The organism is Tolypothrix sp. FACHB-123, assembly GCF_014697075.1.
In the GTDB taxonomy this organism is placed as follows: domain Bacteria; phylum Cyanobacteriota; class Cyanobacteriia; order Cyanobacteriales; family Nostocaceae; genus Aulosira.
Genome location: NZ_JACJRE010000012.1, coordinates 54603 through 79479, shown reverse-complemented (window position 1 = coordinate 79479; position 24877 = coordinate 54603). Strand labels below are relative to the sequence as shown.

Below are 24877 nucleotides of genomic sequence, written 5' to 3'. Positions count from 1 at the left end.
GATTTTATTACTTTGCTACTTCACGATAATCTTCTATCTTTAGTTTGTCTGGAAGTCGCTTCTAAAAAATCGGTAACCACTTGGGTAAATTTATGTATTCCCTCGCTACCTCCAGCAATTAAACCCCCTGTTAAGAAAGCATCAAAACACCTAAAGATAATTAGTTGAATAGGATTATTCACATCAAGAACTATTAGCGGTTCTAGAGAACGAATGCCAATTGCGCTAATTAATAAACCGCATAATAAAGATGTCCATAAAGCAATTATTCTCGTGTTAGACTTATAAGCTAAACGTTGACGCTCTATAGAATTTAAATTGTTAATTATACTATTTAATTCATCAATATATGGTTTTATTTGTGGCGATGAATCTACAAGTGTTGGGGGATAATCTTGAATAAGTTGCTGTTCTAAAGTAGTTCCGCCTGATTGATTAACTTGAATAGGACTTGCATCTACATAAGGTATTTGATTTTGTTGTTGCTCTGAGATTAGTTTGCGTTTCTCGGCTATCAGGAAATTTTGTTGCTGAATACTTACTTCTAACTGTTCTGTGGTGGGGCCTCGCCAAGTAGTAATAAAAACTTCTAAGGAACGCTCTAATAATAGGGAAATGAAAAATGGTAACGCAAGTAACTGCATAATATCATCAAATCCAAAGGGTCTTAACTCTAAAGGACGTTGTGATAACCAAGCAGTAAAAGTTACCAATAAAAAGCTAATAACTATTAAGAAAATAAATAATGGAGATTCCAGAGAAAGTTTGAGCAACATTCCTATATTCCTGTTCTGTTCCACAATATCTAACACGGAGGGAAATGTAGAACAGCAGGAAGAAATGGGAATGAAAGAGACAAGGAGACGCGGTGACGCGGAGAAATTGTACAGACATGATTAACCGCGTCTCTAATGACTAATGATAAATTAAATTCCCGCACCATCAAGAAAGTCTTCAATTACACGATCGCTCTCAGAATGGTTAGTATCAATTACTGCTTCATCTACTTCAATTGGCGATACATTTGGCTCAGTTTGTAAATGTTCTAGCTGTTTTTCTAAGTCTTTGACTCGTTGAAATAAAGCGCGGATGGCTTCTGCTTCTACGTCCCGGACTTTACCATGTGCGAGAATATCGCCATTTGCGTTGTTCTGGCGAGTAATTCTTCCGGGGATACCTACGACGGTGGTATCGCTGGGTACATCGCGCAAGACTACTGAACCTGCACCGACACGGACGCGATCGCCTATTTGAATATTTCCCAAAACCTTTGCACCTGCTCCTACTACTACATGACTACCTAATGTGGGATGGCGTTTACCAGTCTCTTTCCCTGTTCCACCAAGGGTTACGCCTTGATATATCAGCGCATAATCACCGATAATAGCTGTCTCGCCAATTACTACCCCCATACCGTGATCGATAAATACACCCTTACCAATGACTGCACCAGGGTGAATTTCAATCCCCGTCAAAAACCGACTGATATGGGAAATAAATCTGGGAAAGAAGGGAACCCCAATTTTATAGAGCCTGTGTGCTAACCGATGAAATAGCAAGGCTTGCAAGCCAGGATAACAAAACAATACCTCTAGCCAGTTACGCGCTGCGGGGTCGCGCTCATATATGGTTCGCAAATCAGTTAGTAACATACATCCCTTGAGTGAGAAGGTCTTTGATGGGCGAGGATTGGGAATTTATCTAAATATTTCAACTATTTATATAAATTTTATTAGATAATCTACGGTAAGTCGATAGGTATACGTACATTTTTTGTGGTAAACAGGCGATCGCATACTATACTTTTAACAGCAAAAAGTTACGCCAAATCAATCGGCATACCGTAGTATATTGATTAAAGACTTGAATACCCAAACCTACGCCCTCCTGGATCTGTCGTCCAAAGTCGAATACGCACTGCTAGCACTTTTAGAGTTAGCAGGTAACCACAGTAAAAAAGTCCCTCTAACCATGAGTGAGATTACAGCCAAGCAACCCATACCGGAACGCTATCTAGAACAAATTTTGACCAACCTGCGGCGTGCTGGTTTGGTGCAAAGTCAACGCGGTTCTAAAGGCGGTTTCATATTAGTTCGAGAGCCTTGGCAGATTACTTTATTGGAGATTGTGACTGTGGTGGAAGGCGAACGCAAAGACAAAGACAATTCAACATCCCCCACCCTGGAAAGAAGCCTGGTTCATGAAGTCTGGGAACAAGCTAATACAGCCTCCATAGAGGTTTTAAAAAGCTACACACTCCAAGATTTATGTCAGCAAAGAGAGGCTCGTTTACAACAGAGTCCCATGTATTACATCTAGTTACGCAGGAGTACCCTGATGCGGATAGCAAAAGACATCACACAGTTAGTCGGACGGACGCCTTTAGTTCAATTAAATAAGATTCCCCAATCAGCAGGCGCAGTGGCGCAAATTTTGGTGAAGCTAGAAAGCATGAACCCAGCTTCGTCTGTGAAAGACAGAATTGGTGTCAGCATGGTGGAAGCCGCAGAACAAGCCGGTTGGATAGAACCGGGAAAAACCACTTTAGTCGAGCCTACCTCTGGAAATACAGGTATTGCTTTGGCAATGGTTGCAGCCGCCAAGGGCTACCATCTTATTCTAGCGATGCCCGATACAATGAGCCAGGAACGGCGGGCAATGCTGAAAGCTTATGGGGCGCAATTAGAGTTAACACCGGGGGTAGAAGGAATGCGCGGGGCGATCGCTCGTGCAGAGCAAATTGTCGCCAAAACGCCCAACGCCTATATGTTGCAGCAATTCCGCAACCCGGCTAACCCCAAAATTCATGCTTTAACCACCGCAGAAGAAATTTGGGCGGATACAGATGGACAAGTAGATATTCTTATTGCTGGCGTGGGTACTGGCGGAACCATCACAGGGGTTTCGGAAGTGATTAAACAACGCAAACCTAGTTTTAAAGCGATCGCAGTTGAACCCATTAACAGCCCAGTATTGGCTGGTGGTAAACCAGGCCCCCATAAAATTCAAGGAATAGGCCCCGGATTTGTCCCCACTATTTACCGCCCAGATTTGGTAGATGAAATTATTGAAGTTACAGACGAACAGGCGATTTCTTATAGCCGTCGTCTAGCTAAAGAAGAAGGATTACTATCAGGTATTTCGGCTGGTGCGGCTTTATATGCTGCTATCGAAGTAGCCAAACGTCCAGAAAATGAAGGTCGTCTCATTGTCATGGTACAACCCAGCTTTGGCGAACGCTATCTCAGCACCTCATTGTTTAGAGATCCAGAGGAAAGTGAATGGTTAAGTAAAGTATAAAACTTAATTTCAAACTGATTTACTGGGGATTTTTAGCATTTTTTGACATCAAACCCTGATAAAAAATCACTATATAGGACTTACGCTAAAAATCTAAGAAATTATCATTTTTCTGCCGCCTCAGCAGTAATCTTAGGTAAGTCCTGCTATAGCAATTTTCATAAAGCAAATTAACTTTGAGAAAGCGCCGCACAACTTAACTGCATCTGTGTATTTGCGGATGATGGCGCTGCTACTAACTCAATTTTGCCATCAGCACGACGATGCCAAGCAGTAGCTTGCACGAGAGTTCTTGGTAAGGGGTGTATTTTTGCGGTAACTGCATCATTTTTACGATATGCAGAGAGATCACGAGTATCAGACCAAGTGCGATCGCTCCTGAGTTCCTGCATCGGATTTTGCGGTATTCCACCCCGACCTGTAGCCACAAACGTGCTAGCAGTATTTGCGGCACAACCGGAAGCAATTTGCTGTGATGAATCGGTGATATTCTCTGGTAGTTGGAGTAAACCCGAATTCGGATCGACACCAATCGTATTCACTTGGACATCACCACTCAGCCCAAATTGTGAACTAGCAGTGATGTCACTATTGATTGTAGGTTGTGCTTGAAACTTTAACCCAAAGATACCTTGAGTGGTAATTTGGATATTGCCACCGCTTCCTAAAATAGCATTTGCCGAAATATCGCTGTTTTCAGTTGGCACAGCTACAATTGAGCCTACGCGCAGATTAATGTTGCCACCTGTGGAAGCACCTAAAGCATTAGTAACAATTTTACTACCATGCCGTAATAGAAGAACATCATTGACATCGAGGTAGATATTACCCTGACCGCCGCCATTCACCTCAGAACGTAAGCTGGCGTTATTGTCTAGGAAGAGGTTATTGGCAGTAATATTGAGGTTACCTGCATCGCCATTGCCTGTATTACTGACAGTAATGACTGCATTATCTTTAACACTTACATTATCTGATGTGATATTTACAGACCCCGCAGCCAAGCTAGTAGCTGAGGATGCAGCGATCGCACTAGGCAGGTAGCTACCATTAATTATGCTTTGGGACGTTCCTTGTATGTCAATATTTTTCACGTTGAGGTTAACACTACCAGCAGATCCCTGACCCAAGCTAGAGGAAGTGATCTGTCCACCGTTAAACACACGCAAGCTATCTGCTGTCAGGTTAATTGTCCCACCTTGACCAACAGCATCCTTACCCACTCCCACAGTAATACCACTAACGGCTTGGTTAAAACTACTGATTATTGGGTCGCTAACTTCTACATTCTGAGCATAAATCTCTATATTTCCAGCTTGACCACTTCCTGTTACATCACTAGCCACAACCCCACCCTTTGACAGCACTAAGTGCCCAGTATCAATCAAGATATTGCCAGCTTGCCCTACTGTAAAAGGTTGAATCGAACTAATCACAGCACTGTTTGTGCCATTAATTCCCACTCCCGAAATTTCTAGTTTCTCGGAAGCTCGAATCACAATATCTCCAGACTTACCAATGGTGGGAGACTCAGAAAAACCAGGGATATAAAAGCCAATTAAATCTGCACTAATAAAACCACCATCAAGCAGACTCACCCTTTGAGCATCAACAGTTATCTTGCCACTTTCATTTGAATTACCACCGCTAATTAAAGTAGTAATAACACTGGCAAAGTATAGACCTAAATCAGAACCTAGAAATGCGTATGGAAATCGATTGTAACCAGTAACTTCCACAGTTGCAGCTTTAATATTAATATCTCCTGTTCTGGAGTTATTACTGGCGATGGGGTTAAAGGATATAAAGTCGAAGGGAGAACTTAGAGTAGACACAATCCAAGCTCCATTAGCTAGACGTAAACGCCCAGTTTCGACTGTAATATCTCCGGCTCTACCTTGATTCCCCATGACGCTAGTGTGTAAACCGGGCGTAGAATATTGGTCTGCGGCCGATGCGCCTAACAAATCTACAAATTCTGTAGTTTTGATGTTTATCCCTTGCCCTTTTCCTAAAGTTCCAGTGCTGGAACTGATTTGCGAACCATCCTGAAGTGTTAAACCTCGCCCCCGAATGTTGATTGCTCCGCCATTCAAGCCGTTAGTCTGGATATATGAAGACTGTCTGAGCAAAATATTTCCCCAATCAGCCACAGCAGGGCTAGTGAGTTGAAATCCTGCTTGCTGATTCAAACCTACCTCAGTATTTTTCAATGCCCATAATTCGACTCTACCACCAGGATTAGTCAAATAGGTTTGATTAATATCGATATCACTACCAATCAAAGCTACAGTTTCCGCCTTGAATATTTGTGGGGAACCGTACAGGAAATTGGCTGGTGAGTTACCTTGGGTGCGAATCACTCCAGCATTTGCACCTAGTTGCAATCCCACAGGTACACTCATTGTTAATAATGGTGGTGTCGCGGAGTTTACTGCACTAAATTCCACCCCATCAGCAAATTTGATACTAGTCGCTGTTGTCCCCACAAACGCACCGCCAATATTTAGACTGGCATTCGGCCCAAATACAATTCCGGCTGGATTCAGCAAAAATAAACTTACTGAGTTATTGCTATTGATTGTGTTAATCAACCCGTCAATTTGAGAAATATTTCCACCAGTTACCCGACTAAATATGCTTGTAATATTTGGTGTATTAACTAAATCAAAGGTGGCTGTACCGCCAGTTGGGACAGAAAAATTACTAAAGCTATGAAATAGATTATTGCCTTGGTTAATACCATTAAGAATCGTAAACTTATTATCACTAGAGTTGACAATGGTGTTGGCAGTACCATCAGATGTCACTTGAGCATAAGCATAGTTGTTATCTAGGAAAATAGTTCCTGATAGCAGCATCAAACTTGTCAATAGGGAATTCAAACAATTACAGCCAATAGAGAGCGATCGCATTCTCTAGCCTCCTCTTATACGCAATTTAATATACCCAAATGCGTATATTTTTAAACACTAACTCCGATAAAAGTTTTTAAGTTGCCCTAATTTTCTCAATTTATTGCGACAATCATAATTTGGTATGGTGATAAATTGTAAGTTCTCACCATTACACCATGAATCAACTTGGGTCAGCTTTCACTGAAGGAATCATCGCCTTTACTGCTACCAATATTGATGACATATTCATCTTATTGTTATTTTTTACCCAAGTAGATAATAACTTTCGCCCTCGGCATATTATTATTGGTCAGTATCTTGGTTTTTTAGCGATTATTCTGGCTAGCTTACCAGGATTTTTTGGTGGTTTAGTAATACAACGGGAATGGATTGGATTATTGGGAATATTACCAATATTAATTGGTATCAAGCAATTACTATCTAGAGAACAAGAAAATTCAGAAATCCAAGCAGTATCTGATAATTTTACGCAAACTTCACCTAGTAATTTTATTCTTGCGTTTATTTGGACTATTCTCCATCCTCAAACTTATAAAGTTGCCGCAGTCACAATTGCTAATGGTGGCGACAATATTAGTATCTATATTCCCTTATTCGCTGGTCAGAATTTAAACAGCTTGGGAGTCATTTTAATAATATTTTTTTTGATGGTGGGGGTTTGGTGTGCGATCGCTTATTATTTAAGCCTTCACCCTGCTATTGCTACTATTTTAAGCCGCTACGGTAATCATCTTGTCCCTTTTGTCTTAATTGGCTTAGGTTTATTAATTATGTACGAAAGAGGTACATTTACCCTAATCCCTTGGTTTAAATAACCTTACCAATGACTATACTTGATACACAAACTTCCAACTAACCATCATCAATATTGCATAAACAATAAACCGTAGGGGAGGCTGAGGCGCAATTTTGCAGATTTTTGCACCTAATAATACACCAGGAATTGAACCAAGCCAGATAGGCAATACCAAACTCCAATTGACTGTTCCTAAGGTGAGATGTCCTAGAGAAGTAAATAATAATAAAATTGCCGCTTGGGAAATATCTGTACCTACCAATTTACGTGCATCCAGGCGGAAAAACCCAATCATTACCAAAGCAAACATTGAGCCAGAAGCAACGCTAGTTAGTCCTACAAAAGAACCTAAAACTGCGCCGATAACTACTGTAAGAAACCGCCCCCAATGAGTTGTTAAATTTAACTTGGGTAATTCAGGTAAGCTAAATTTTGGGAAAAAAGTCAGTAGTAGTAATTGTACCAGCGCTAACACTGTAACTAAGAGAATCATCACTCCCAGTATCCGTAGCAGAATGTTATCTAAATGATGCTCGCCAGTACGCCGGAGAAAGTGCAAAATTCCGACACCACACAATGAACCGGGAACACTTCCTAACGCCAACCACTTGACAACTTGAACATCTAGGGTTTTTTGCTGCCAGTGTTTGGCACTACCAACAACCTTCATTAATGTTGTTGCTACCACATCAGAACTGACAGCAATTGAAGGCGGAACCTGAAAGATAAAAATCAACATAGGCGTGATTAAAGAGGCTCCACCAATTCCTGTTAACCCAACAATGATGCCAACAAAGAAACTGAAGAGTGGTAGTAATAAATATTGCATACTCCTATCCAAGAATAAGGTTTACAGGCAGGCGAAATTTAGCTTAGTGGTAGACTAAGCTCGATTAGTTATGGTGTTCCTCAAAAGATACGTAACACAAAGGCGGATTCAGACTCAAGCTTTAGCCGAGTTAATCCCCAGTCAATCAAAAACCGTTGAGGCGTCGTCTGAGCATGGATGCTGACATCGTTTTTCCGGATCGCTTTTCCTGCTAGGTTTAATTGCCGATTGATTTTTTACAGTTTTACATATAAAACACATAAAATCTACTGATTTACCGTATTTTAACCATAAAGTTGCTGTAAAGTCTAGAGTACTCGTGTTTTAAATTACTTAAATTTTGGATAATACATGTACTGATAGGAGATTCGCTATTTCCTAGTGCTATAAAAATTACTCACCTTAGTGGCTAGACTTTCTAGTTATTAGCATTTGGTGTGGTGTTAAGACAGACTCTCACTTCCTCTCATCCCACCCAATAAGGCGATATATATTCCTACAACTGTAGACACAATCACCATTGTGTCTCTCACAAAATTCAACACTTAATATAGATGCCTTAGCAAAGATGAAGATTTATTTTGGAATAGAACTAATAAAAATGATACTACCTGTGAAACAAGCGACTAATGAGCGTCGTTCGCTGCTGAGTTTTCTCAAAAACGTACTTATTGCCCATTGGCGTTCTTTATTAATCCTCTTAATAGGGGTGTATTTACCCTTTCAATTGTTTGAAATTCTGGCAGTTAAGGTATGGCAGAATCAAGCTGGCTTTCCTTGGGATATACCGATTTTGTTGTCTATTCACTCGCAAGCAAGACCACAATTAGATGTGGTGGCGATAATTCTGACAAGGCTTGGTTCAGCTTGGACAATCCTACCAATTATGAGTGCGATCGCAATCGGATTATGGCGCAGAAAGTTGTGGCGATCGCTCGCTTATTTACTCACTACAGGTATAGGAAGTATTCTCATCAACCGCACCGCCAAAGCACTCATGCACCGAGTGCGTCCCCAACTTTGGCTATCAAGTGCGCCGGAGTTTGATTATGCATTTCCTAGCGGCCATGCAATGACAACTATGACATTTGTCATGATTGTGCTCATTTTGGCGATCAATCATCCTCGTCGGTGGTTGATTGTGCTGTTTGGTAGTTTCTATGTCGTGGCTATTGCTTGGACGAGGCTATATTTAGGGGTTCACTTCCCTAGTGATATTTTGGCAGGTTGGATGGTTGCGATCGCCTGGGCGATTGGCGTCAGTCTGATTATCAAACCCTATTGGAGTCCGCCTGAACCCACAATTACCCAGTCAACTGTGAGTGAAACTAACTTATTACCAAAAGAAAAACAGACTTTAGCAAAAGACTGAATCACAATAGAGCGATCGCAGATCTGCTCGCTCACTATGGTCATAATATTATGCCTTTTGTACTTATGGGATTAGGGACTTTTATTTTGTTGGAAAGTGGGTCTTTAACTCTCGTAAATATACTGGGTAGTAAAATATTCTTACCTTAGTTGTAAAGCGATCGCTCAAAATTCAGCGGTTGGCGCTGGAGGTATCAGAAAAATAAAATGTTATCTCCACAATATATTTACCTTTCATTAATCTGCCAGAAATCCATAGTTAAATTATCATCTATATACGCCTAATGCGAACTTAAAAAATATCTGTGCTTTTCAGGATTTTAGATGCCTGCAAAACCATGATTTTGAGATTAACTATATTACGAAAAGTAAAGTTTACTCAAATCTTCTTTTTCTCTGTTAAATCCCTTGTATTTATGAAAAATATTCACACCAACTGATTTATGTATGAGATTACGAGAGTTTACAGATTTAGTTCACCTGAAACGTAAATTTACCACTATACAAAAAATCTCATCGTACATTGATATATATCGCAGCGAGAGGTATGAAATTTGAATATCCTAGAGTTTTCTATCTTAGTTTGGATGGGTTCATTTATCGCAGGTTTCCTCGGCGCATTAACTGGCTTGGGTGGTGGTGTGGTGATAGTTCCCTTACTAACTTCAGTCTTCGGTGTTGATATTCGCTATGCTGTTGGGGCTTCATTAGTATCTGTAATTGCAACTTCCTTGGGTGCGGCGTCTACTTATATTAAAAAAGGCTACGCAAATTTACGCTTAGGCATGTTTTTAGAAGTCGCGACAACGATAGGCGCTATAGTTGGGGCGTTAATTGCTACCTTTGTTTCTGTTAAGGCGTTGACTATTGTACTAGCGATTGTCCTGATTTATTCAGCATACCTTTCGCAACGACCAAGACTTGAACATATTGAAAATGAACCAGGCGATCCTCTAGCTAATTATCTGCAACTTAATAGTACTTATCCCACCACTGAAGGATTAATTTCTTACCAAGTTCACTCTATTCCCACAGGGTTTAGTGTCATGGTAGTTGCTGGGGTGCTTTCTGGGTTACTGGGTATTGGTTCAGGGGGATTCAAGGTATTAGCTATGGATCAAGCCATGCGTTTACCTTTTAAAGTTTCTACTACCACTAGCAACTTTATGATTGGTGTCACAGCCGCAGCTTCAGCTGGAGTTTACCTCACTAGAGGTTACATCGATCCAGGATTATCAATGCCGGTCATGTTAGGAGTATTACCTGGTGCTTTTTTGGGTGCTAGAGTGCTTTTGGGTACTAAAACCCAAACTTTACGCATAATATTTAGTCTAGTGCTGGTAGTCATGGCTTTGAAGATGGTCTACAACAATGTCATAGGAGGACTGTAAAATGTATAAATTTGATGGCAAGTTTCAGTCACTCTCATCTACACAGCCTGATACTGAAGTGTTAGCCATAGCTTTACAGCAGAAGACTTTAAATTCTGATATTGAAGAATTGCAAAAGCCTCAAGCCAATATAGTGCTTAAGTTGCCTCATGTTAGTGAAGAGGAAAAAAAGAATTCTACAAAAACATTTGGTGAGCGATCGCTAGAAACTATATTGAGCAATCTGCTAAAATATGGAGTTTTGTTTGCCAGTTCTGTTGTATTGTTAGGGGGAATTCTTTACTTAATTCGTCATGGTTCTGAGCCTGCTAATTATAAATTTTTTCAAGGAGAGCCTTCAGAGTTTCGTTCACCATTAGGTGTAATCAATGCAGTTTTATTAGGTAGTCGGCGCGGTATTATCCAGCTAGGGTTGCTGTTATTAATAGCTATTCCTGTTTTGCGTGTAGTAATTTCTTTATTAACTTTTATCTGGCGGCGAGAGTTTGTTTACGTAATTATTACTTTGATAGTATTAACTAGTTTAACTTACAGCCTTGTGGGAGCTTATTATTAAAATGTTGATGGTTGACTGTTGACTGTTGTACGGGCGGGTTCACAAATATCCTCAATGATCAACGATAATTCTCAATAAACCCACCCCTACTGACTGTTGACGGTTGACTGTTGAAAACTGTGTTTGTAATATTTCACAAATTATTGAGGATTGGTATATTATTTTCCTTGATTCGCTAAGTCGTTGGCTTTGGCTTTGGGGTCAAATCTTAAATTGCTATCCCACTGCTGGGCTTGGCGGAATTTCGCGACAGCACCATTGATATCACCCATTGGTGCTAACTTCTCACCTTGGGTAACTAATACTTTGGCTGCTTGGACTCGCAAGGGTTGAGTTTGACATAATTCTAGTTCTGCTAAGGTTTCGGGATGGAGAATTAAATAATTATTGATTAAATTACAGCCGTCTTTGACTAACTGATCTAAGTTGAAATTCCAGATGATGATTTTGTTGTCGCTACTAGCAGAAGCGATGTGTTTACCATCTGGGCTGAAGCTGACGCTATTGAGTGAATCGCTGTAACCGCTAGTTAGGGTTTTGAGAAGTTGACCTGTGGCTAAATCCCAAATTTTGATGGTGCTGTCATCGCTTCCAGATACTAACTGTTTACCATCAGCACTAAAGGCGACGCTTCTGACCCAATTACTATGACCCATCAGGGTTTGTAAAACTTTGGCGGTGGCGATATCCCAGAGTTTGATTGTGTTGTCGCTGCTTGCTGAGGCTAATTGTTTACCATCTGGGCTAAAAGTAATGCTATTAATGGAATCGCTATAATCGCTGTTGGAGTTGGTTGGTAAAGCTAGGGTTTTCAGCAGTTTTCCGGTGGGGATATCCCAGAGTTTGATTGTGTTGTCGCTGCTTCCTGAGGCTAATTGTTTACCATCGGGGCTGAAAGTAACGCTATTGACTGCATCACTATGACCGCTTCTTAAATAGAGAAATAAACCCCGGAAGGTACGCAGCAGTTTTCCGCTGGAAACATCCCAAATTTTGATGGTGTGGTTGCTACTCCCGGAAGCTAATAGTTTACCGTCGGGGCTAAAGGCGACGCTGTTAATTTGATTTTTTTGATTTTTGTTGCTATCGGCTGGGGTTACTAGGGTGTGTAGTACTTTTCCCGTAGTTGCATCCCAGATTTTGACGGTGTGATCGTCACTCCCTGAGGCTAATAGTTTACTATCACTGCTAAAGGTGACGCTATTGACTGACTCGCGATGACCTATCAGGGTTTGCAAGACTTTACTAGTGGTGACATCCCAGATTTTCACGGTTTTGTCCCAACTTCCAGAGACTATCTGTTTACCATCACGGCTAAAAGCGATCGCATTTACCCAAATTCGATGACCGTTTTTAGCGTCAGCTGCACTGGGAAGGGTGTGCATGACTTTACCAATGGTGACATCCCAAAGTTTGATGTTACTATCATCGCTTCCCGAAACTAATTTTTTCCCATCGCTACTAAAGGCGACGCTGTTGACAGAATCGCGATGACCACCGAGGGTTTGCAACACTTTACCGCTGGTGACATCCCAGATTTTCACAGTTTTGTCTTGACTCCCAGAGACTATTTGTTTACCGTCAGGGCTAAAAGCGATCGCATTTACTTCATTGCTATGACCGCTAAAGGTTTGGATAACTTTGGCGGTGGTGAGATTCCACAGTTTAATGGTGCGATCGCTACTTCCCGAAGCTAACTTTTGACCATCACTGCTAAAAGCGACGCTGCTAACGTAATCGCCATGACCGCTGAAAGTTTGCAAAGCTTTACCGCTGGTGACATCCCAAATTTTAATGCTGTAGTCATTACCCCCAGAAGCCAAAAGTTTACCATCACTGCTAAAGGCGACAGTTGTCACCCAATTGTTATGTCCGTTGTTCGCGTAGGGTTCCGAAGGAAGGGTTCGCAGCAGTTTACCAGTAGTGACATCCCAAATTTTGATGGTGTTGTCATCACTTCCAGAAGCCAAGAATTTACCATCACCGCTAAAGCTGACGCTGTTTACTAATTTGCTGTGACCGTTGAAAATTTGTAGTAGTTTACCGCTGCTAACATCCCAAATTTTGATGGTGTTATCATCGCTTCCAGAAGCCAAGAATTTACCATCACCGCTAAAGCTGACAGTATTTACCTCATTACTTTCATTGATGCTTTGCAGCAGTTTAGCGGTGGTGACATCCCAAATTTTGATGGTGTTATCATCGCTTCCAGAAGCCAAGAGTTTACCATCACTGCTAAAAGTCACGCTTCTCACTTCCTGATGATGAGCACTGAGGGTTTGTAGTTCTTGGAATTTATTCTGAGGTTGTAAATATACGGCTTCCCGCAATTTCCCGACAACGCGCATTTGGGTAGTGGCTGGTGGTTGGTTTAATTGGTGCAATCTTTTGACTGCTTTCAAAGCTTCGAGAATTGCATCCCTGGTTTGTCCAGAGGCGGAAAAAGCGCTAGAAGAGTTAGTTAAGGAGCTAATTTCGTTAATTTCTGCTTGTCTTCTTTGTTCTTCGGCTTCTATCGCCCAACGCCAGATTCCCGCAGCTAAACCAGCAAAGACTAATCCTGTAACTATCGAACCTAATAAAGCGCGTTTGAGTAAGCGATTGAGCTTTTCTTCTCCTAGTTTGCGTTGGGTTCTTTCTTTATCCAGTTCCGCCATTAATTCTTTAAGCTTCGGTTCCTGTTGTTGGCGGATAAAGGCGGCTAAATAATCATGTACCAGCTGATAGCGATCGCCTGGGTTTTCTTTTAATAAAACTACTAAGCCAGATTTGACAAAAATCGCCAAAACTAACTCTAATTTTTGCGATAGAGGTAATTCAGGTGCTAACAGAGTTGTTTCTTTGGCAATTTTTTTCCTTCTCTTCAGCTTAAATCGGCGATTTTTTTGCTTGCGAATCTCCCCATTTTCCTTAACTAAAGCTTGTAAGTCCCGTTCTAATTCAACTAAAGTTCTCAGTGGGCGAGTACCTTTTTCATCGGTGAGTAAATAGAGTAATAAATCTGCCAATTGCTGATTTTCTGCACCGCAGTCATGAACAACTTCATCTAAATAATGCTTCACCAGTTGTTCTTTAGTACCCCGACGGCGATATTCTGTCAAAGTTGTAATATTCTCGGTTTGCAGTTGTGCGCCGACTACTTGTAATTCTATAGGGCGCACCTCCCCGATTTCCCTAGCTAAATCTTTAACTAATTGGTCAACTAATTTAGGTTCTAAGCGAAAGCTACTATTCTCAGTTAAGCGCTGAATAATTGATTTTGCATCGATGGGGGAGAAATTCCCCAACTTATATAAGACATTTTTGCTGAGAATATCATTACTAATGATCTGCATATTCGGCAGATCGTTGCACTCTAGTAAATAATGTAAGTAATCTATCCGCAAGGATAGAATCACTTTCACAGAGAGAACGTTAAAACATTCACCCAAGAACTCAAAAAATTCTCGTCTCTGAGCTGGTTCCGGGTAGGTGAAGAAAAATTCTTCAAACTGGTCAAAAATTAAGATAGTGCGGATGTTTTTAGCTTCATTGTCGCGCAATTGAGCCAGAAGGTTGGAGTACAGAGAGGAAAGATAGGGTTGTGAGTGGGAATTGTCGAGTAAAAAGCTCGAAGTTTCACCTTCTGAACTCAAAGTGTCGCCTTCGGAACTCGAAGTTTCATGTTCTGAACTCGAAATGTCGCCTTCAGAACTCGAAGTTTCACCTTCGGAACTTGAAATGTCGCCTTCGGAACTCGAAGTTTCACCTTCAGAACTTGAAATGTCACCTCCGGAACTCGAAGTTTCACCTTCGGAACTCGTAATTTTATGTATTAAAGCCGAAACTTGAGTTGTCAAAGCTGAACTTTCAACTTCCAACTCTCCCTGATTCAATATCCCTGAGTCTCCTTGTCTTTTAATTCCTCCATCTTCATCCCCCCGCAATACTCGCCCTAACTCCTCTTCCCAATTGGTGTAAAAACGCATGACAACAGGTAAGTTATCTTGAATACCGATGGCTTTCTGTTTCAAAGCTGGGACTAATCCCGCATTAATTAAGGAACTTTTACCCACACCCGATTGCCCATAAATAACAATTAATTTATAATCAGGGCGACCAATACGTTCTAATAAGCGTTCTACGTCAAGTTGACGCCCAGATGCGGCGATTTCTGGGGCAATATTTTCTTGTAAAGTAGAAGTTTGGACAGTTTCCCCAACTACTTGCTTAGTTGAACCTAAACGCCCCGCACCAATAAACGCCCGCAAGCCAAATTGTTGTTCAACGGAACGCTGTTGCTGTTTAACTTCGTAAGCTTTTAAGTATTCTTGCTGTTCAAAATAGAGTTGCTGCAAATAATTGAGTATCTGGAGATAAAGCTTGAGGTCTTTTAAAGGATTAAGTTGTTTCTTAGCAAGTTCTAAACTACTAATTGCGTCTGGAATTTGCCCCAAATGGTATTGAGAAAGCGCCAAAATAAATTGATAAAGACTAAAATCATTACCATTGACTAAATTTTCTGGTTGCTCAGATAATAAGCCAGATTCCATATTGGGAATCGTTGACCAAATTATCAATGCTTGCTGAATAAAATCATTCGCTTCTTGCCAAGATTTTTGCACAAGAGCAACTTCAGATAATAACGCATAATCTTTAGCTAATTCTCGTGGTTGATTATTCGCCTCATGGATAGTTAAAGCTTGCTGGGCAAAGGTTTTTAGTTGCTCTGCCAAGCTTTGGAACTGTTGCCAAATGCCCACATCGCGGAGAATATTCCCCAATTGTTCTATGGATTCGGCAATGATATTTTGATTTTGCGTCTGAGTAAGTAAGTCTATATATTGTTCTAAATAATGACTAACATTTCGCCAATCGGCATGATTAATGTCGAGACATTTAGCAGCTTTGAGGTAATAGCACAAAGCTAAATTACCAAGAATCTTGATTTGTCGCTCTAAATTATTCGCTCGTTGCCAAAGTATTAGAGATTTTTGATAATATTCTATCGCTGAATCTATTTGTTGATTTACCTGTTTTATCCAGCCCAATAATGAGGCGATACCAGCTTGAATCTCTAAACTATTAAATTGCTCATCTGCAAATAAATCTTTTTGGGCGGCTGTGAGTTCGGCTTCTAATTTGAGATATGAGGGTAAACTCAGTTTCAGGCGATCATTAAACCATTTATTCGCAGTTATTTGGACAAAATTCACCAAATCCTGTTTAGAGATAGTAAAGTTTCTCGTAATCGCCCAGCTTTCTAAATCAGGTGCAATTTGCATCAGTTGCTTGTGAACTTCATCGTTAATCCACAGCACCAAAGGAAAAGGAAAATGCTTGCGAAATTCTTCTCGCACCTGATTGGCGGAAGTTAGCATCTGGGGTAAATCCTTTACTGAGTCTAAACCGACAACCATTAAGCAAGCTGGTAATTGGGCGCTAAATTCTTCGCTAATGGCGCTGTAAAGGGTTCTGTTGCTTTCTCGGATAACCAGAATGCTGATTTCTGTGCGACAGATAGCTCTTAATTGGTTGATCAGGCGATCGCGCAAGTTACTATAGTTGCACCGTGCCAAAATTAGCTTAAACTGCCCCACAGAAGCCTCTATAGCCCAAGCTAGTTGTTGCAAACTGCGATCGCTATTATCATGCATCTTTTCTGGTAGCTGGTTGTCACTCATAGATTGGGTATGGGGCATTGGGCATTGGGCATTGGGATAAATAAATACTTTATGCCAGATGACTATTGACTATTGACTAATAATTAATGACAAATGATGACTGACTAATTACGTGAATGATAGCTAGATTTTTTATTAATAATTATTGCAATTGATATATATCTTTAGATATATTGTCAAAAACCAATTTATTTATATCATAAATAATTGCGATCGCTCTGAAGATACAGAAACTAGCAGAAATAAAACTCTCTTGAATTTAACCAGAGGATAATAAGCTATAAATAGTAAGAGTGTTATCTTCAAAGCCAGGTCATTTACTCAGTTCTTGAGGAAAAAACTATGACTGCAACGCTCTTAGCAGGTGGTTCCATTGAGTCTTATTTAGGTGCAGAAGCACAAGACCTGCTGACATACAAAGCCAAGGTGACTCAAGATTTACTACATTTACCTGGGCGGGATTTTATCGATAGAGTTTGGTTAAATAGCGATCGCAATCCGCAAGTGTTGCGCAATCTCCAACAAATTCATGCTACTGGTCGTCTAGCCTATACTGGCTATCTCTCCATTCTCCCTGTAGACCAAGGAATTGAGCATTCAGCCGGCGCATCATTTGCCCCAAATCCGATTTATTTTGATCCAGAAAATATAGTGCGGTTAGCAATAGCTGGTGGTTGTAATGCAGTAGCGACAACTTTGGGGGTATTGGGCAGTATTTCCCGCAAATATGCCCACAAAATCCCCTTCATCGTCAAATTAAATCACAACGAATTGTTAACTTTTCCTAATCAATTTGACCAAGTATTATTTGCTGATGTCGAACAAGCTTGGAATTTGGGTGCAGCAGCCGTAGGCGCGACAATTTATTTTGGTTCCGAACAGTCTACCAGGCAAATTCAAGAAATTAGCCAAGCTTTTAAATATGCCCATGAATTAGGTATGGTAACTATTCTTTGGTGCTATCTACGAAATAGTGCTTTTAAACAAGATAAAGACTATCATGTTGCAGCTGACCTCACCGCGCAAGCTAATCATTTAGGCGTCACCATCGAAGCCGACATTATTAAACAGAAGTTACCAGAAAATAATAATGGTTACGGTGCAATAGCCAAAGCCACTGGCGAATCTTACGGTAAAACTAACGAACGAATTTACACCGATTTAACAACAGATCATCCAATTGATTTAACTCGTTATCAACTACTCAATTGCTATTGTGGACGCGCCGGATTGATTAATTCTGGTGGCGCTTCTGGTAAAAATGATTTTGCAGAAGCAGTGCGCACAGCCGTAATTAACAAACGTGCTGGCGGTACAGGATTAATTTCTGGACGCAAGGCGTTTCAGCGTCCCTTTGAAGAAGGGGTGAAACTTTTCCATGCAATTCAGGATGTTTATTTATCGCCAGATGTGACGATAGCTTGATTGTTAGTCAGTTGTCAGTTGTCATTGTTCAGGGTTTTAAATAATAAGGTGGGCGATTCGTCCACCTTTATCGTATTAACTTGCTCTCAGCAGATGATTAGCCATTCAACTTAATCACACCTTGACTTACTAAATTTTCCAGTTGAGAATTATCCTGTATTTGTGCGCGGACTGATCTTATCTGCTCGTGGCTGAGAATATGTAGCCCTGGGCGGATAATATAACCTTTGAGGGTGACACTTTGGGGCTGCTGGCTGTCTGTGCGATTGTAAGTAATGGAAGGCATATTTGCACTAAGTAGTAGAGAATTAAGGCAATCGGAATATTTCACTGTTACCCCTACAGCTTGACACAGGTTCTCAAACCAGAGGAATTTCTCAGATTAATTATTGGTAAAGTGTTCAACGAGCAACAAATTAACTGCGACTTATTGATTGGTAGCGGTGTACAGGTTTATTGGTAAGCTGAGATTGTGTTGATATCCGACAATGTCGAAGCAATTGCGATCGCTACCACCACAAATAAACAATGAACAGGCAGAGTATTAGCGCAACAATGCAAAAACTCCTTTTTAACGAAAGAGGTAGCTTAAGAGCGCAAGCCCTATTCCTTGGTAAGAAAATTAACCTACAAACATTGGAGAATTACGTTTGCTTAGCGACTATGCCGGTAATGGTTTCAGTAGGTGAACATGGCTGTGCGGTACTGTTGAGCTATGGTGCAGTTGTCCTGTTTAACCTTGAGCCTGTAGAAAAGATAGACTTTTTGGCTAAACTAGCCTCTCAAGTTATTGACGCTTTTGCTAACCCAGAAACAGAAGAGGTGGAAATTCAGCTCAAACTGGCTGAAAGTGAGAGAGTTAAAGAAGGAAAAATTTTGCTACATGATTTTAGTGTAGAACGCTTGCAAATCGTGGCTGATATTCTCGCTAAAAGTGTTGTACTCTCTCATTATGAAACTAGCCTAGCTACTGTATTCGATCAAATTGAACCTTTTGCAGCAAGTCTTCAGAGTGAACATAGGAGTAAACGCCAAAGTCGGGAATTACTGCGTCAACTCGGTACTACGTTGTTAGTTCAACATAAAATTGTTGGTCGGGTAGAGATAATTGATAAGCCAGAGTTGCTGTGGGAATCTCCACAACTAGAAAACTTATATTTACGCTTGGAAGATGAATACGAAATTCGTGAGCGTCACCATGCTTTAGAACGCAAACTAGAGCTAATTTCCCAAACTGCACAAACAGTTCTGGAGTTCATGCAACATAGCAGTAGCGAACGAGTAGAGTGGTATGTGGTAATTCTGATTGTGGTGGAAATTCTGCTGTCACTGTACGACATCCTTTTTAAAGGCTAACGCCCCACCTGAAGTCACCAAGATAAGGGCGGGCGTTTCCCCGCCCCTACGGGTTGCAATTAACCGCCGAAAACTTTCTTTTCAAAACCTACCCATTCTTTTTCACGTAATAAATATTTTTGAATTTTACCCGTGCTGGTTTTGGGTAAATTTGTAAATTCAATCTTAGTCGGACATTTAAATGCTGCTATGTGCTGGCGACAAAATTGGATTAATTCTTGTTCTGTAACTTGCGCTGCTTCTTTGAGGGTGACAAAAGCTTTGGGGACTTCGCCGCGTTTGGGATGGGGTATGGCAATCACTGCACACTCTAACACAGCTTCATGACGGTAAAGGCATTGTTCAACTTCAATACTAGAGACATTTTCACCACTAGTAATGATGATATCTTTCATGCGATCGCGGATTTCAATATAACCGTCAGGATGCATCACCGCTAAATCCCCGCTATGAAACCATCCGCCTCTAAACGCCCTTTCTGTGGCTTCTGCATCGTTATAATAACCTGTCATCACCATATTTCCTTGCATCACCACCTCCCCCATTGTTTGTCCATCACTGGGGACATCATGCATATTTGCATCGACTACTCGCAAGCCATCTGCACCAATATAAGGTACGCCTTGACGCGCTAAAAGTTTGGCTTTTTCCGCAATATCTAATTCTTGCCAATCTGCTTGATATTCACCGACAGTATAAGGGCCATAAACTTCAGTTAAACCGTAAACATGGATAATTTTTGCACCAATTGCGCTAATTTTAGCAATTAATGTAGGCGAAGGTGGTGCGCCGGCTGTGGTGATAGTGAGAGGTGTTTGTAATAATGGCGGACAATCACGATTATTTAATAATGAAATTAAAATTACAGGCGCAGCATTTAAATGTGTTATACCTTCTTGTTGAATTAATTCCCAGACATGGCTAGGGTTAAATTTTCGCAAACAAACATGAGTACCAGCAATAGCAGTTACCGCCCAAGTAAAACACCAGCCATTGCAGTGAAACATCGGCAAAGTCCAGAGATAAACTGATTCAGGTGTTAATGTAGTTTCAATAATTTCACCTAAAGAATTAATATATGCGCCTCGATGAGAATACATGACACCTTTGGGTTTACCGGAAGTACCACTAGTATAATTAATGGAAATTGTTTCCATTTCATCAGTAATTACCCAAGGTACAGCAGCAGGATTACCAGTTTGTAGAAAGGCTTCGTAATCTTCACCATCCAAAGGTGTGAATTCGGCTACATCGCTGATATTAATGATATGTTTTACCGTCTCTAAACTATCTTGAATCGGTCGAATGACATTGGCTAATTCCGTATCCACAAACAAAAATTTAGCCCCGCAATCATTCAAGATATAAGCAACTTCTTGAGGAGCTAATCGAGTATTAATAGATACTAAAACACCACCCGCCAAAGGTACGGCAAAATGGGCTTCTAGCATGGGGGGAGTATTGAAACAAAAAAAGGCGACGCGATCGCCTTTTTCTAATCCAGTATGACGCAACGCTGAGGCTAAACAATTTATCCTGGCTGCATATTCGCCGTAAGTGAAGCGTTTTTGTTGATATATAATCGCGACTTTATGACTATATACTTTAGCATTGCGTTGAATAAAGGTTAACGGAGTAAGAATGCTGCGATAAACTAATTCAGGGTTCATAGCTAATGCTAATTGTGAAGATTCACAAGCAGCATATCATTAGTTAGGAGTCAATTGTTCAGAGTGTAGATTTTATTGAAAACTAACAACTAACAACTGACTACTGTACGGGCGGGTTCACAGATATTCTCAAATATCCATAACGATCTCCCATAAACCCGCCCCTACTGACTACTGACTATCTAACATTTCTGACTAAAAAGTCTGGTTGTCCACAGCTTTTTTTAGATCTGTTGAGAATTTCTTGGCTACAAATACCTGGTTTACCATCTTTAGAATAGCAAAAAAAAACTTCTTGCAAAAATCTTCCCGAACCAGAACAATAGGGAGCAATACTATTAGTATTTAATTCTGGATTAGCGTTGATAAATGCATTTTTTAGTCCTTGAGTTGTAGTACGGAAAGGTTTAACAGGACGGTTATAAGCTGGGGGAATAGCAACAGAATCTTTCAATTGTTTAGATAATACTAAATATTCTGTAGGCGTTTTACCAGAACAAGTCCCATGTTTTTTCCATTCATGGCTGTAAAGCTTATCGCTAGGAAATAAACCCGGAAACTGCTGTTTTACTGTTAGCGGTAATTTTTCCTGAGTACAATTAGCTGGATAACCTTTTTGATACTGAGGCCAAAGTCCATGTAAAACAAAACCGAGTTTCTTACCGGCTTTGCATTGCTGTGGATCGCGCTCGCCATTTTTAGCACAATAATCAGGCGACCAAGATAAAGTGAGTACGTAAAAGTCAAACTGTCCGGGAGTTCCGCGATTTTGGGCGCTAACGGCGTTAGGGACAGCCAAGCTGGTAATTACGAGGGAAGATGCAACCAGGATTTTCTTCAACTGCATATACGGCGTCAGTATTTTGTGTAATGTAATTTACGCCATATACCTTAACTCAGTTGCGTAAAAATTGGAAAGATGTGAATTTATTGCAAAATTTTCATTGCCAGCATTCATGAAGACACCTTTTCTGGCAAAATGCAATTTATACCAATTCATAATTAGGAAATTCTTAAATCTCATAAGTTCTAGAGTTTAAGACTTTTGTCAAATAGTCAATAATTGGTATTAATATCGCTCAGGGTTTGCGAAGTTGAACCGCACACAACTGTAGCATCTACTAAATTGTCTGTGCATCCCCAAAGCTTGGATAAATAAAATGAAGACAGAGAACAAAGTTAATATTTGGTGGAGATACGTTCTCTTATTTACGGCGCTTTTAGTTTCTAGCCCTACTTTTCATTTTGTGAACCAGGCTTTACGAGGACACCCTCTCGATATTCACTATTTTGTCAGCGAATTTTCTTTGAAAAAAGTTCTTTCTGGTGGTCTTGATAATGGCGAAGGCGGTGCAGACTGGAAAATAGGTAAACCAAAAGCTACAATCTGGAATGCAGAACAATTGCGTTCTCTACCAGAAATCAGAACTTTTGCTTTAGATTTAGTAAATCGCGATCGCAATTTAAATAGTTTGTCAGCTTTACGCGAAGATCCTCTACTTTCTTTAGCAGCGCAACTTCATGCAGAGGATATGCTCAAGCGCAATTATTTTAATCATACCTCTCCTGAAGGTATGCGTCCGCGTGATCGCTATCTTGCAGTTGGTGGTAGTCGCCGGGTTGGCGTTGGCGAAAACATTGTCAAAGGAAAAACCCAAGGTTTTGGTTTAACTTACGGGGAAGCAGAAAAGTTTCAACGGGGTTGGATGTATAGTAATGGACATCGGGAAAACCTCCTCACTGTTGAATACAGCAAATTTGGTTATGGAATTGTAACTGGACTAGATGGGCGGATTTATGCAGTGCAAATGTTTAGCGATTAGTAAACTCCAAAAAATAAATTATCCCAAATTGTAGGGGTGGGGTGACCTCGCCCCTACTTGGTAAATTAATAGTTGGATGTTTTTTGATTTGGAAGTCTATTCGTAATTAATAATTCGTAATTACGAATTATTTTGAATTGGTATCACTTCATATCGTAGCCAAACAAATTTGGGTCAACTTCACCTAATTGCAAATCTGCTAACCCATATTCAGCCCAGCGTCTATCAACCATCGCCGCTACATCGGAATCTGATTCTAGTGGCGCGCCCCATTCGTGGTCAGTTTCTGGGGGAATTTTGGTAGTAGCATCAATTCCCATGCGTCCACCTAAACCAATTTTCTCGCTGGCAAAATCTAAGGTATCAAAGGGTGTATTTGGTAAGATAAATACATCCCTGGTGGGGTCAACTTTAGAACTAATCGCCCAGACAACTTGGCGGGGATCGCGAATATTGATATCTTTATCGACCACAATCACAAACTTGGTGTAAGTAAATTGGGGTAAAGCACTCCAAAACGCCAAAGCTGCTCGTCGTGCCTGTCCGGGATATGCTTTATCAATGGAAATAATCGCGGCTTTGTAACTCAAAGCTTCCATTGGTAGAAAGAAATCGACAATTTCGGAGACTTGTTGCCGTAAAATTGGTGTATAAATCCGATTAAGTGCGATCGCCATCATCGCTTCTTCTTTGGGTGGACGACCGCTAAATGTTGTTAAGTAAATCGGATCTTTGCGGTGTGTCATGCACCCAAAGCGAATTAATGGCGAATCTTCCACACCGCCGTAATATCCCATGTGGTCGCCAAAGGGGCCATCCGGTAACATTTCCCCTGGTGTAATTGTTCCTTCTAAAACAAATTCTGAGTCTGCGGGAACTTCTAAATCTACAGTCTTACACTTAGCCAACTGCACCCCAGAACCGCCATAAAGCCCAGCAAATAGCCATTCTGATAAATCTACGGGTATGGGCGTAGCGGCTGCCATAATAATTAAAGGATCTACACCAAGAGCGATCGCAATTTCTAATTTTTTACCGCGTTCTGCGGCTTTGCGTAAATGTCTCGCCCCACCCCGCACCGATAACCAATGTACGGTCATGGTATTTTTTGATTGTAGTTGCAAGCGATACACACCCACATTGGGCGTACCAGTCTCACAATCCTTTGTAATTACTAGCCCTAAGGTAATAATCTTGCCAGCATCACCTGGATAAGGACGTATCAAAGGCAACTTAGTTAAATCTAAATCGTCTCCTTGAACTACCACCTGCTGACAGGCGGGGAAAAAGTCGCGTCCTGGTTTAGCTTTCAGGACATCAAACAGCACCTTACCAAAATCGATGGCTTGGGAAATCTTCTTCGGTGGTTTGGGTTGTTGCAGCATACTCAACTTTTTACCCAGAGTTTCTAACTCTTGTGGCTGCTGCATATTCATCGCCCAGCAGATCCTTTCCACAGTTCCCATCAAATTCACCGCCACCGGGAAGGATGCGCCTTTGACATTTTCAAACAGTAAGCCCGGCCCGCCTTGTTGCAGCATCCGGTTAGAAATCTCCGCAATCTCTAAATCTGAGTCCACTAAAGCAGAAATTCGCTTTAATTGCCCTCTTTCTTCCAGAAGTTTGATAAATCCCCGCAAATCTCTCGCCATTGTTTTAGTAAAGCTGAATAGTTAAGAACTGTGAAGCGTTCTCTTATATTATTAGCTATTCTTCGCCGTTTCACACCGCAGGCGATCGCAGTCGGAAGATGAGGGAGGTAAGGAGGATGATCAAAAG

The 24877-nt window shown here is 40.9% G+C and carries 18 protein-coding genes; 9 read left to right on the top strand and 9 right to left on the bottom strand.

What is annotated here, in order from left to right; all coding sequences use genetic code 11:
* Positions 1-20: 20 nt before the first annotated feature.
* Together H6G41_RS10925 and cysE are read right to left on the bottom strand one after the other, a co-directional pair.
* Positions 21-776: a hypothetical protein gene (locus H6G41_RS10925; protein ID WP_190746219.1), complete on the bottom strand. Its 756-nt coding sequence runs from the start codon at positions 774-776 to the stop codon at positions 21-23.
* A 150-nt stretch (positions 777-926) separates the two neighbouring features.
* Positions 927-1652 (bottom strand): serine O-acetyltransferase, encoded by a 726-nt coding sequence (gene cysE / locus H6G41_RS10920; protein WP_190746218.1) that lies wholly within the window; start codon positions 1650-1652, stop codon positions 927-929.
* A gap of 211 nt (positions 1653-1863) precedes the next feature.
* Between cysE and H6G41_RS10915 the strand changes: the two genes are divergently transcribed.
* Positions 1864-2319 (top strand): Rrf2 family transcriptional regulator, encoded by a 456-nt coding sequence (locus tag H6G41_RS10915; protein WP_242037881.1) that lies wholly within the window; start codon positions 1864-1866, stop codon positions 2317-2319.
* 18 nt (positions 2320-2337) lie between these two features.
* The gene (gene cysK, locus H6G41_RS10910; protein WP_190746216.1) at positions 2338-3300 is read left to right on the top strand and encodes a cysteine synthase A; all 963 of its coding nucleotides are present in this window, start codon (positions 2338-2340) and stop codon (positions 3298-3300) included.
* 170 nt (positions 3301-3470) lie between these two features.
* Here the strand turns inward: cysK and H6G41_RS10905 are convergent, their stop codons facing one another.
* The gene (locus tag H6G41_RS10905) at positions 3471-6215 is read right to left on the bottom strand and encodes an S-layer family protein (protein ID WP_190746215.1); all 2745 of its coding nucleotides are present in this window, start codon (positions 6213-6215) and stop codon (positions 3471-3473) included.
* Positions 6216-6373: 158 nt separating this feature from the next.
* Between H6G41_RS10905 and H6G41_RS10900 the strand changes: the two genes are divergently transcribed.
* Positions 6374-7033 carry a cadmium resistance transporter gene (locus H6G41_RS10900; RefSeq protein WP_190746214.1) on the top strand — a complete coding sequence of 220 codons (660 nt, stop codon included), beginning with the start codon at positions 6374-6376 and terminating at the stop codon, positions 7031-7033.
* A 12-nt stretch (positions 7034-7045) separates the two neighbouring features.
* Here the strand turns inward: H6G41_RS10900 and H6G41_RS10895 are convergent, their stop codons facing one another.
* A complete protein-coding gene (locus H6G41_RS10895; protein WP_190746213.1) occupies positions 7046-7843 on the bottom strand; it encodes a sulfite exporter TauE/SafE family protein in 798 nt (265 codons plus the stop codon).
* 601 nt (positions 7844-8444) lie between these two features.
* Here H6G41_RS10895 and H6G41_RS10890 point away from each other — a divergent pair.
* The 3 genes from H6G41_RS10890 (at position 8445) to H6G41_RS10880 (ending at position 11161) form a co-directional block, all read left to right on the top strand.
* Positions 8445-9215: a phosphatase PAP2 family protein gene (locus H6G41_RS10890; RefSeq protein WP_190746212.1), complete on the top strand. Its 771-nt coding sequence runs from the start codon at positions 8445-8447 to the stop codon at positions 9213-9215.
* A gap of 553 nt (positions 9216-9768) precedes the next feature.
* Positions 9769-10605: a sulfite exporter TauE/SafE family protein gene (locus H6G41_RS10885; protein ID WP_190746211.1), complete on the top strand. Its 837-nt coding sequence runs from the start codon at positions 9769-9771 to the stop codon at positions 10603-10605.
* Between the two features lies 1 nt (position 10606).
* On the top strand, positions 10607-11161 hold the full coding sequence (locus tag H6G41_RS10880) for a DUF1634 domain-containing protein (RefSeq protein WP_190746210.1): 555 nt from the start codon (positions 10607-10609) through the stop codon (positions 11159-11161).
* A gap of 158 nt (positions 11162-11319) precedes the next feature.
* On the opposite strand, the gene H6G41_RS10875 is transcribed toward H6G41_RS10880, so the two are convergent.
* Positions 11320-16842: a ribosome assembly protein 4 gene (locus tag H6G41_RS10875; protein WP_242037880.1), complete on the bottom strand. Its 5523-nt coding sequence runs from the start codon at positions 16840-16842 to the stop codon at positions 11320-11322.
* Positions 16843-17166: 324 nt separating this feature from the next.
* Here H6G41_RS10875 and H6G41_RS10870 point away from each other — a divergent pair, with 324 nt between their 5' ends.
* Positions 17167-18249, top strand: coding sequence for a class I fructose-bisphosphate aldolase (locus tag H6G41_RS10870; RefSeq protein ID WP_190746209.1), 1083 nt, complete (start codon positions 17167-17169; stop codon positions 18247-18249).
* A 97-nt stretch (positions 18250-18346) separates the two neighbouring features.
* On the opposite strand, the gene H6G41_RS10865 is transcribed toward H6G41_RS10870, so the two are convergent.
* Complete coding sequence (locus H6G41_RS10865) at positions 18347-18535, bottom strand: hypothetical protein (protein ID WP_190746208.1); 189 nt, start codon at positions 18533-18535, stop codon at positions 18347-18349.
* Between the two features lie 269 nt (positions 18536-18804).
* Between H6G41_RS10865 and H6G41_RS10860 the strand changes: the two genes are divergently transcribed.
* On the top strand, positions 18805-19605 hold the full coding sequence (locus H6G41_RS10860; protein ID WP_190746207.1) for an RMD1 family protein: 801 nt from the start codon (positions 18805-18807) through the stop codon (positions 19603-19605).
* Positions 19606-19664: 59 nt separating this feature from the next.
* Here the strand turns inward: H6G41_RS10860 and H6G41_RS10855 are convergent, their stop codons facing one another.
* Positions 19665-21275: a long-chain-fatty-acid--CoA ligase gene (locus tag H6G41_RS10855; protein WP_190746206.1), complete on the bottom strand. Its 1611-nt coding sequence runs from the start codon at positions 21273-21275 to the stop codon at positions 19665-19667.
* A gap of 178 nt (positions 21276-21453) precedes the next feature.
* Positions 21454-22122, bottom strand: coding sequence for a ribonuclease (locus H6G41_RS10850; protein ID WP_190746205.1), 669 nt, complete (start codon positions 22120-22122; stop codon positions 21454-21456).
* A gap of 313 nt (positions 22123-22435) precedes the next feature.
* Here H6G41_RS10850 and H6G41_RS10845 point away from each other — a divergent pair, with 313 nt between their 5' ends.
* Positions 22436-23098 carry a CAP domain-containing protein gene (locus H6G41_RS10845; RefSeq protein ID WP_190746204.1) on the top strand — a complete coding sequence of 221 codons (663 nt, stop codon included), beginning with the start codon at positions 22436-22438 and terminating at the stop codon, positions 23096-23098.
* Positions 23099-23241: 143 nt separating this feature from the next.
* Here the strand turns inward: H6G41_RS10845 and H6G41_RS10840 are convergent, their stop codons facing one another.
* Positions 23242-24750: a UbiD family decarboxylase gene (locus H6G41_RS10840; protein ID WP_190746203.1), complete on the bottom strand. Its 1509-nt coding sequence runs from the start codon at positions 24748-24750 to the stop codon at positions 23242-23244.
* Positions 24751-24877: the final 127 nt, after the last annotated feature.

Coding starts and splice junctions, on each gene's coding strand:
- H6G41_RS10925 (WP_190746219.1), bottom strand. CDS start 776: ATGTTGCTCAAACTTTCTCTGGAATCTCCATTATTTATTTTCTTAATA.
- cysE (WP_190746218.1), bottom strand. CDS start 1,652: ATGTTACTAACTGATTTGCGAACCATATATGAGCGCGACCCCGCAGCG.
- cysK (WP_190746216.1), top strand. CDS start 2,338: ATGCGGATAGCAAAAGACATCACACAGTTAGTCGGACGGACGCCTTTA.
- H6G41_RS10905 (WP_190746215.1), bottom strand. CDS start 6,215: ATGCGATCGCTCTCTATTGGCTGTAATTGTTTGAATTCCCTATTGACA.
- H6G41_RS10900 (WP_190746214.1), top strand. CDS start 6,374: ATGAATCAACTTGGGTCAGCTTTCACTGAAGGAATCATCGCCTTTACT.
- H6G41_RS10895 (WP_190746213.1), bottom strand. CDS start 7,843: ATGCAATATTTATTACTACCACTCTTCAGTTTCTTTGTTGGCATCATT.
- H6G41_RS10890 (WP_190746212.1), top strand. CDS start 8,445: ATGATACTACCTGTGAAACAAGCGACTAATGAGCGTCGTTCGCTGCTG.
- H6G41_RS10880 (WP_190746210.1), top strand. CDS start 10,607: ATGTATAAATTTGATGGCAAGTTTCAGTCACTCTCATCTACACAGCCT.
- H6G41_RS10875 (WP_242037880.1), bottom strand. CDS start 16,842: ATGCCCCATACCCAATCTATGAGTGACAACCAGCTACCAGAAAAGATG.
- H6G41_RS10870 (WP_190746209.1), top strand. CDS start 17,167: ATGACTGCAACGCTCTTAGCAGGTGGTTCCATTGAGTCTTATTTAGGT.
- H6G41_RS10865 (WP_190746208.1), bottom strand. CDS start 18,535: ATGCCTTCCATTACTTACAATCGCACAGACAGCCAGCAGCCCCAAAGT.
- H6G41_RS10860 (WP_190746207.1), top strand. CDS start 18,805: ATGCAAAAACTCCTTTTTAACGAAAGAGGTAGCTTAAGAGCGCAAGCC.
- H6G41_RS10855 (WP_190746206.1), bottom strand. CDS start 21,275: ATGAACCCTGAATTAGTTTATCGCAGCATTCTTACTCCGTTAACCTTT.
- H6G41_RS10850 (WP_190746205.1), bottom strand. CDS start 22,122: ATGCAGTTGAAGAAAATCCTGGTTGCATCTTCCCTCGTAATTACCAGC.
- H6G41_RS10845 (WP_190746204.1), top strand. CDS start 22,436: ATGAAGACAGAGAACAAAGTTAATATTTGGTGGAGATACGTTCTCTTA.
- H6G41_RS10840 (WP_190746203.1), bottom strand. CDS start 24,750: ATGGCGAGAGATTTGCGGGGATTTATCAAACTTCTGGAAGAAAGAGGG.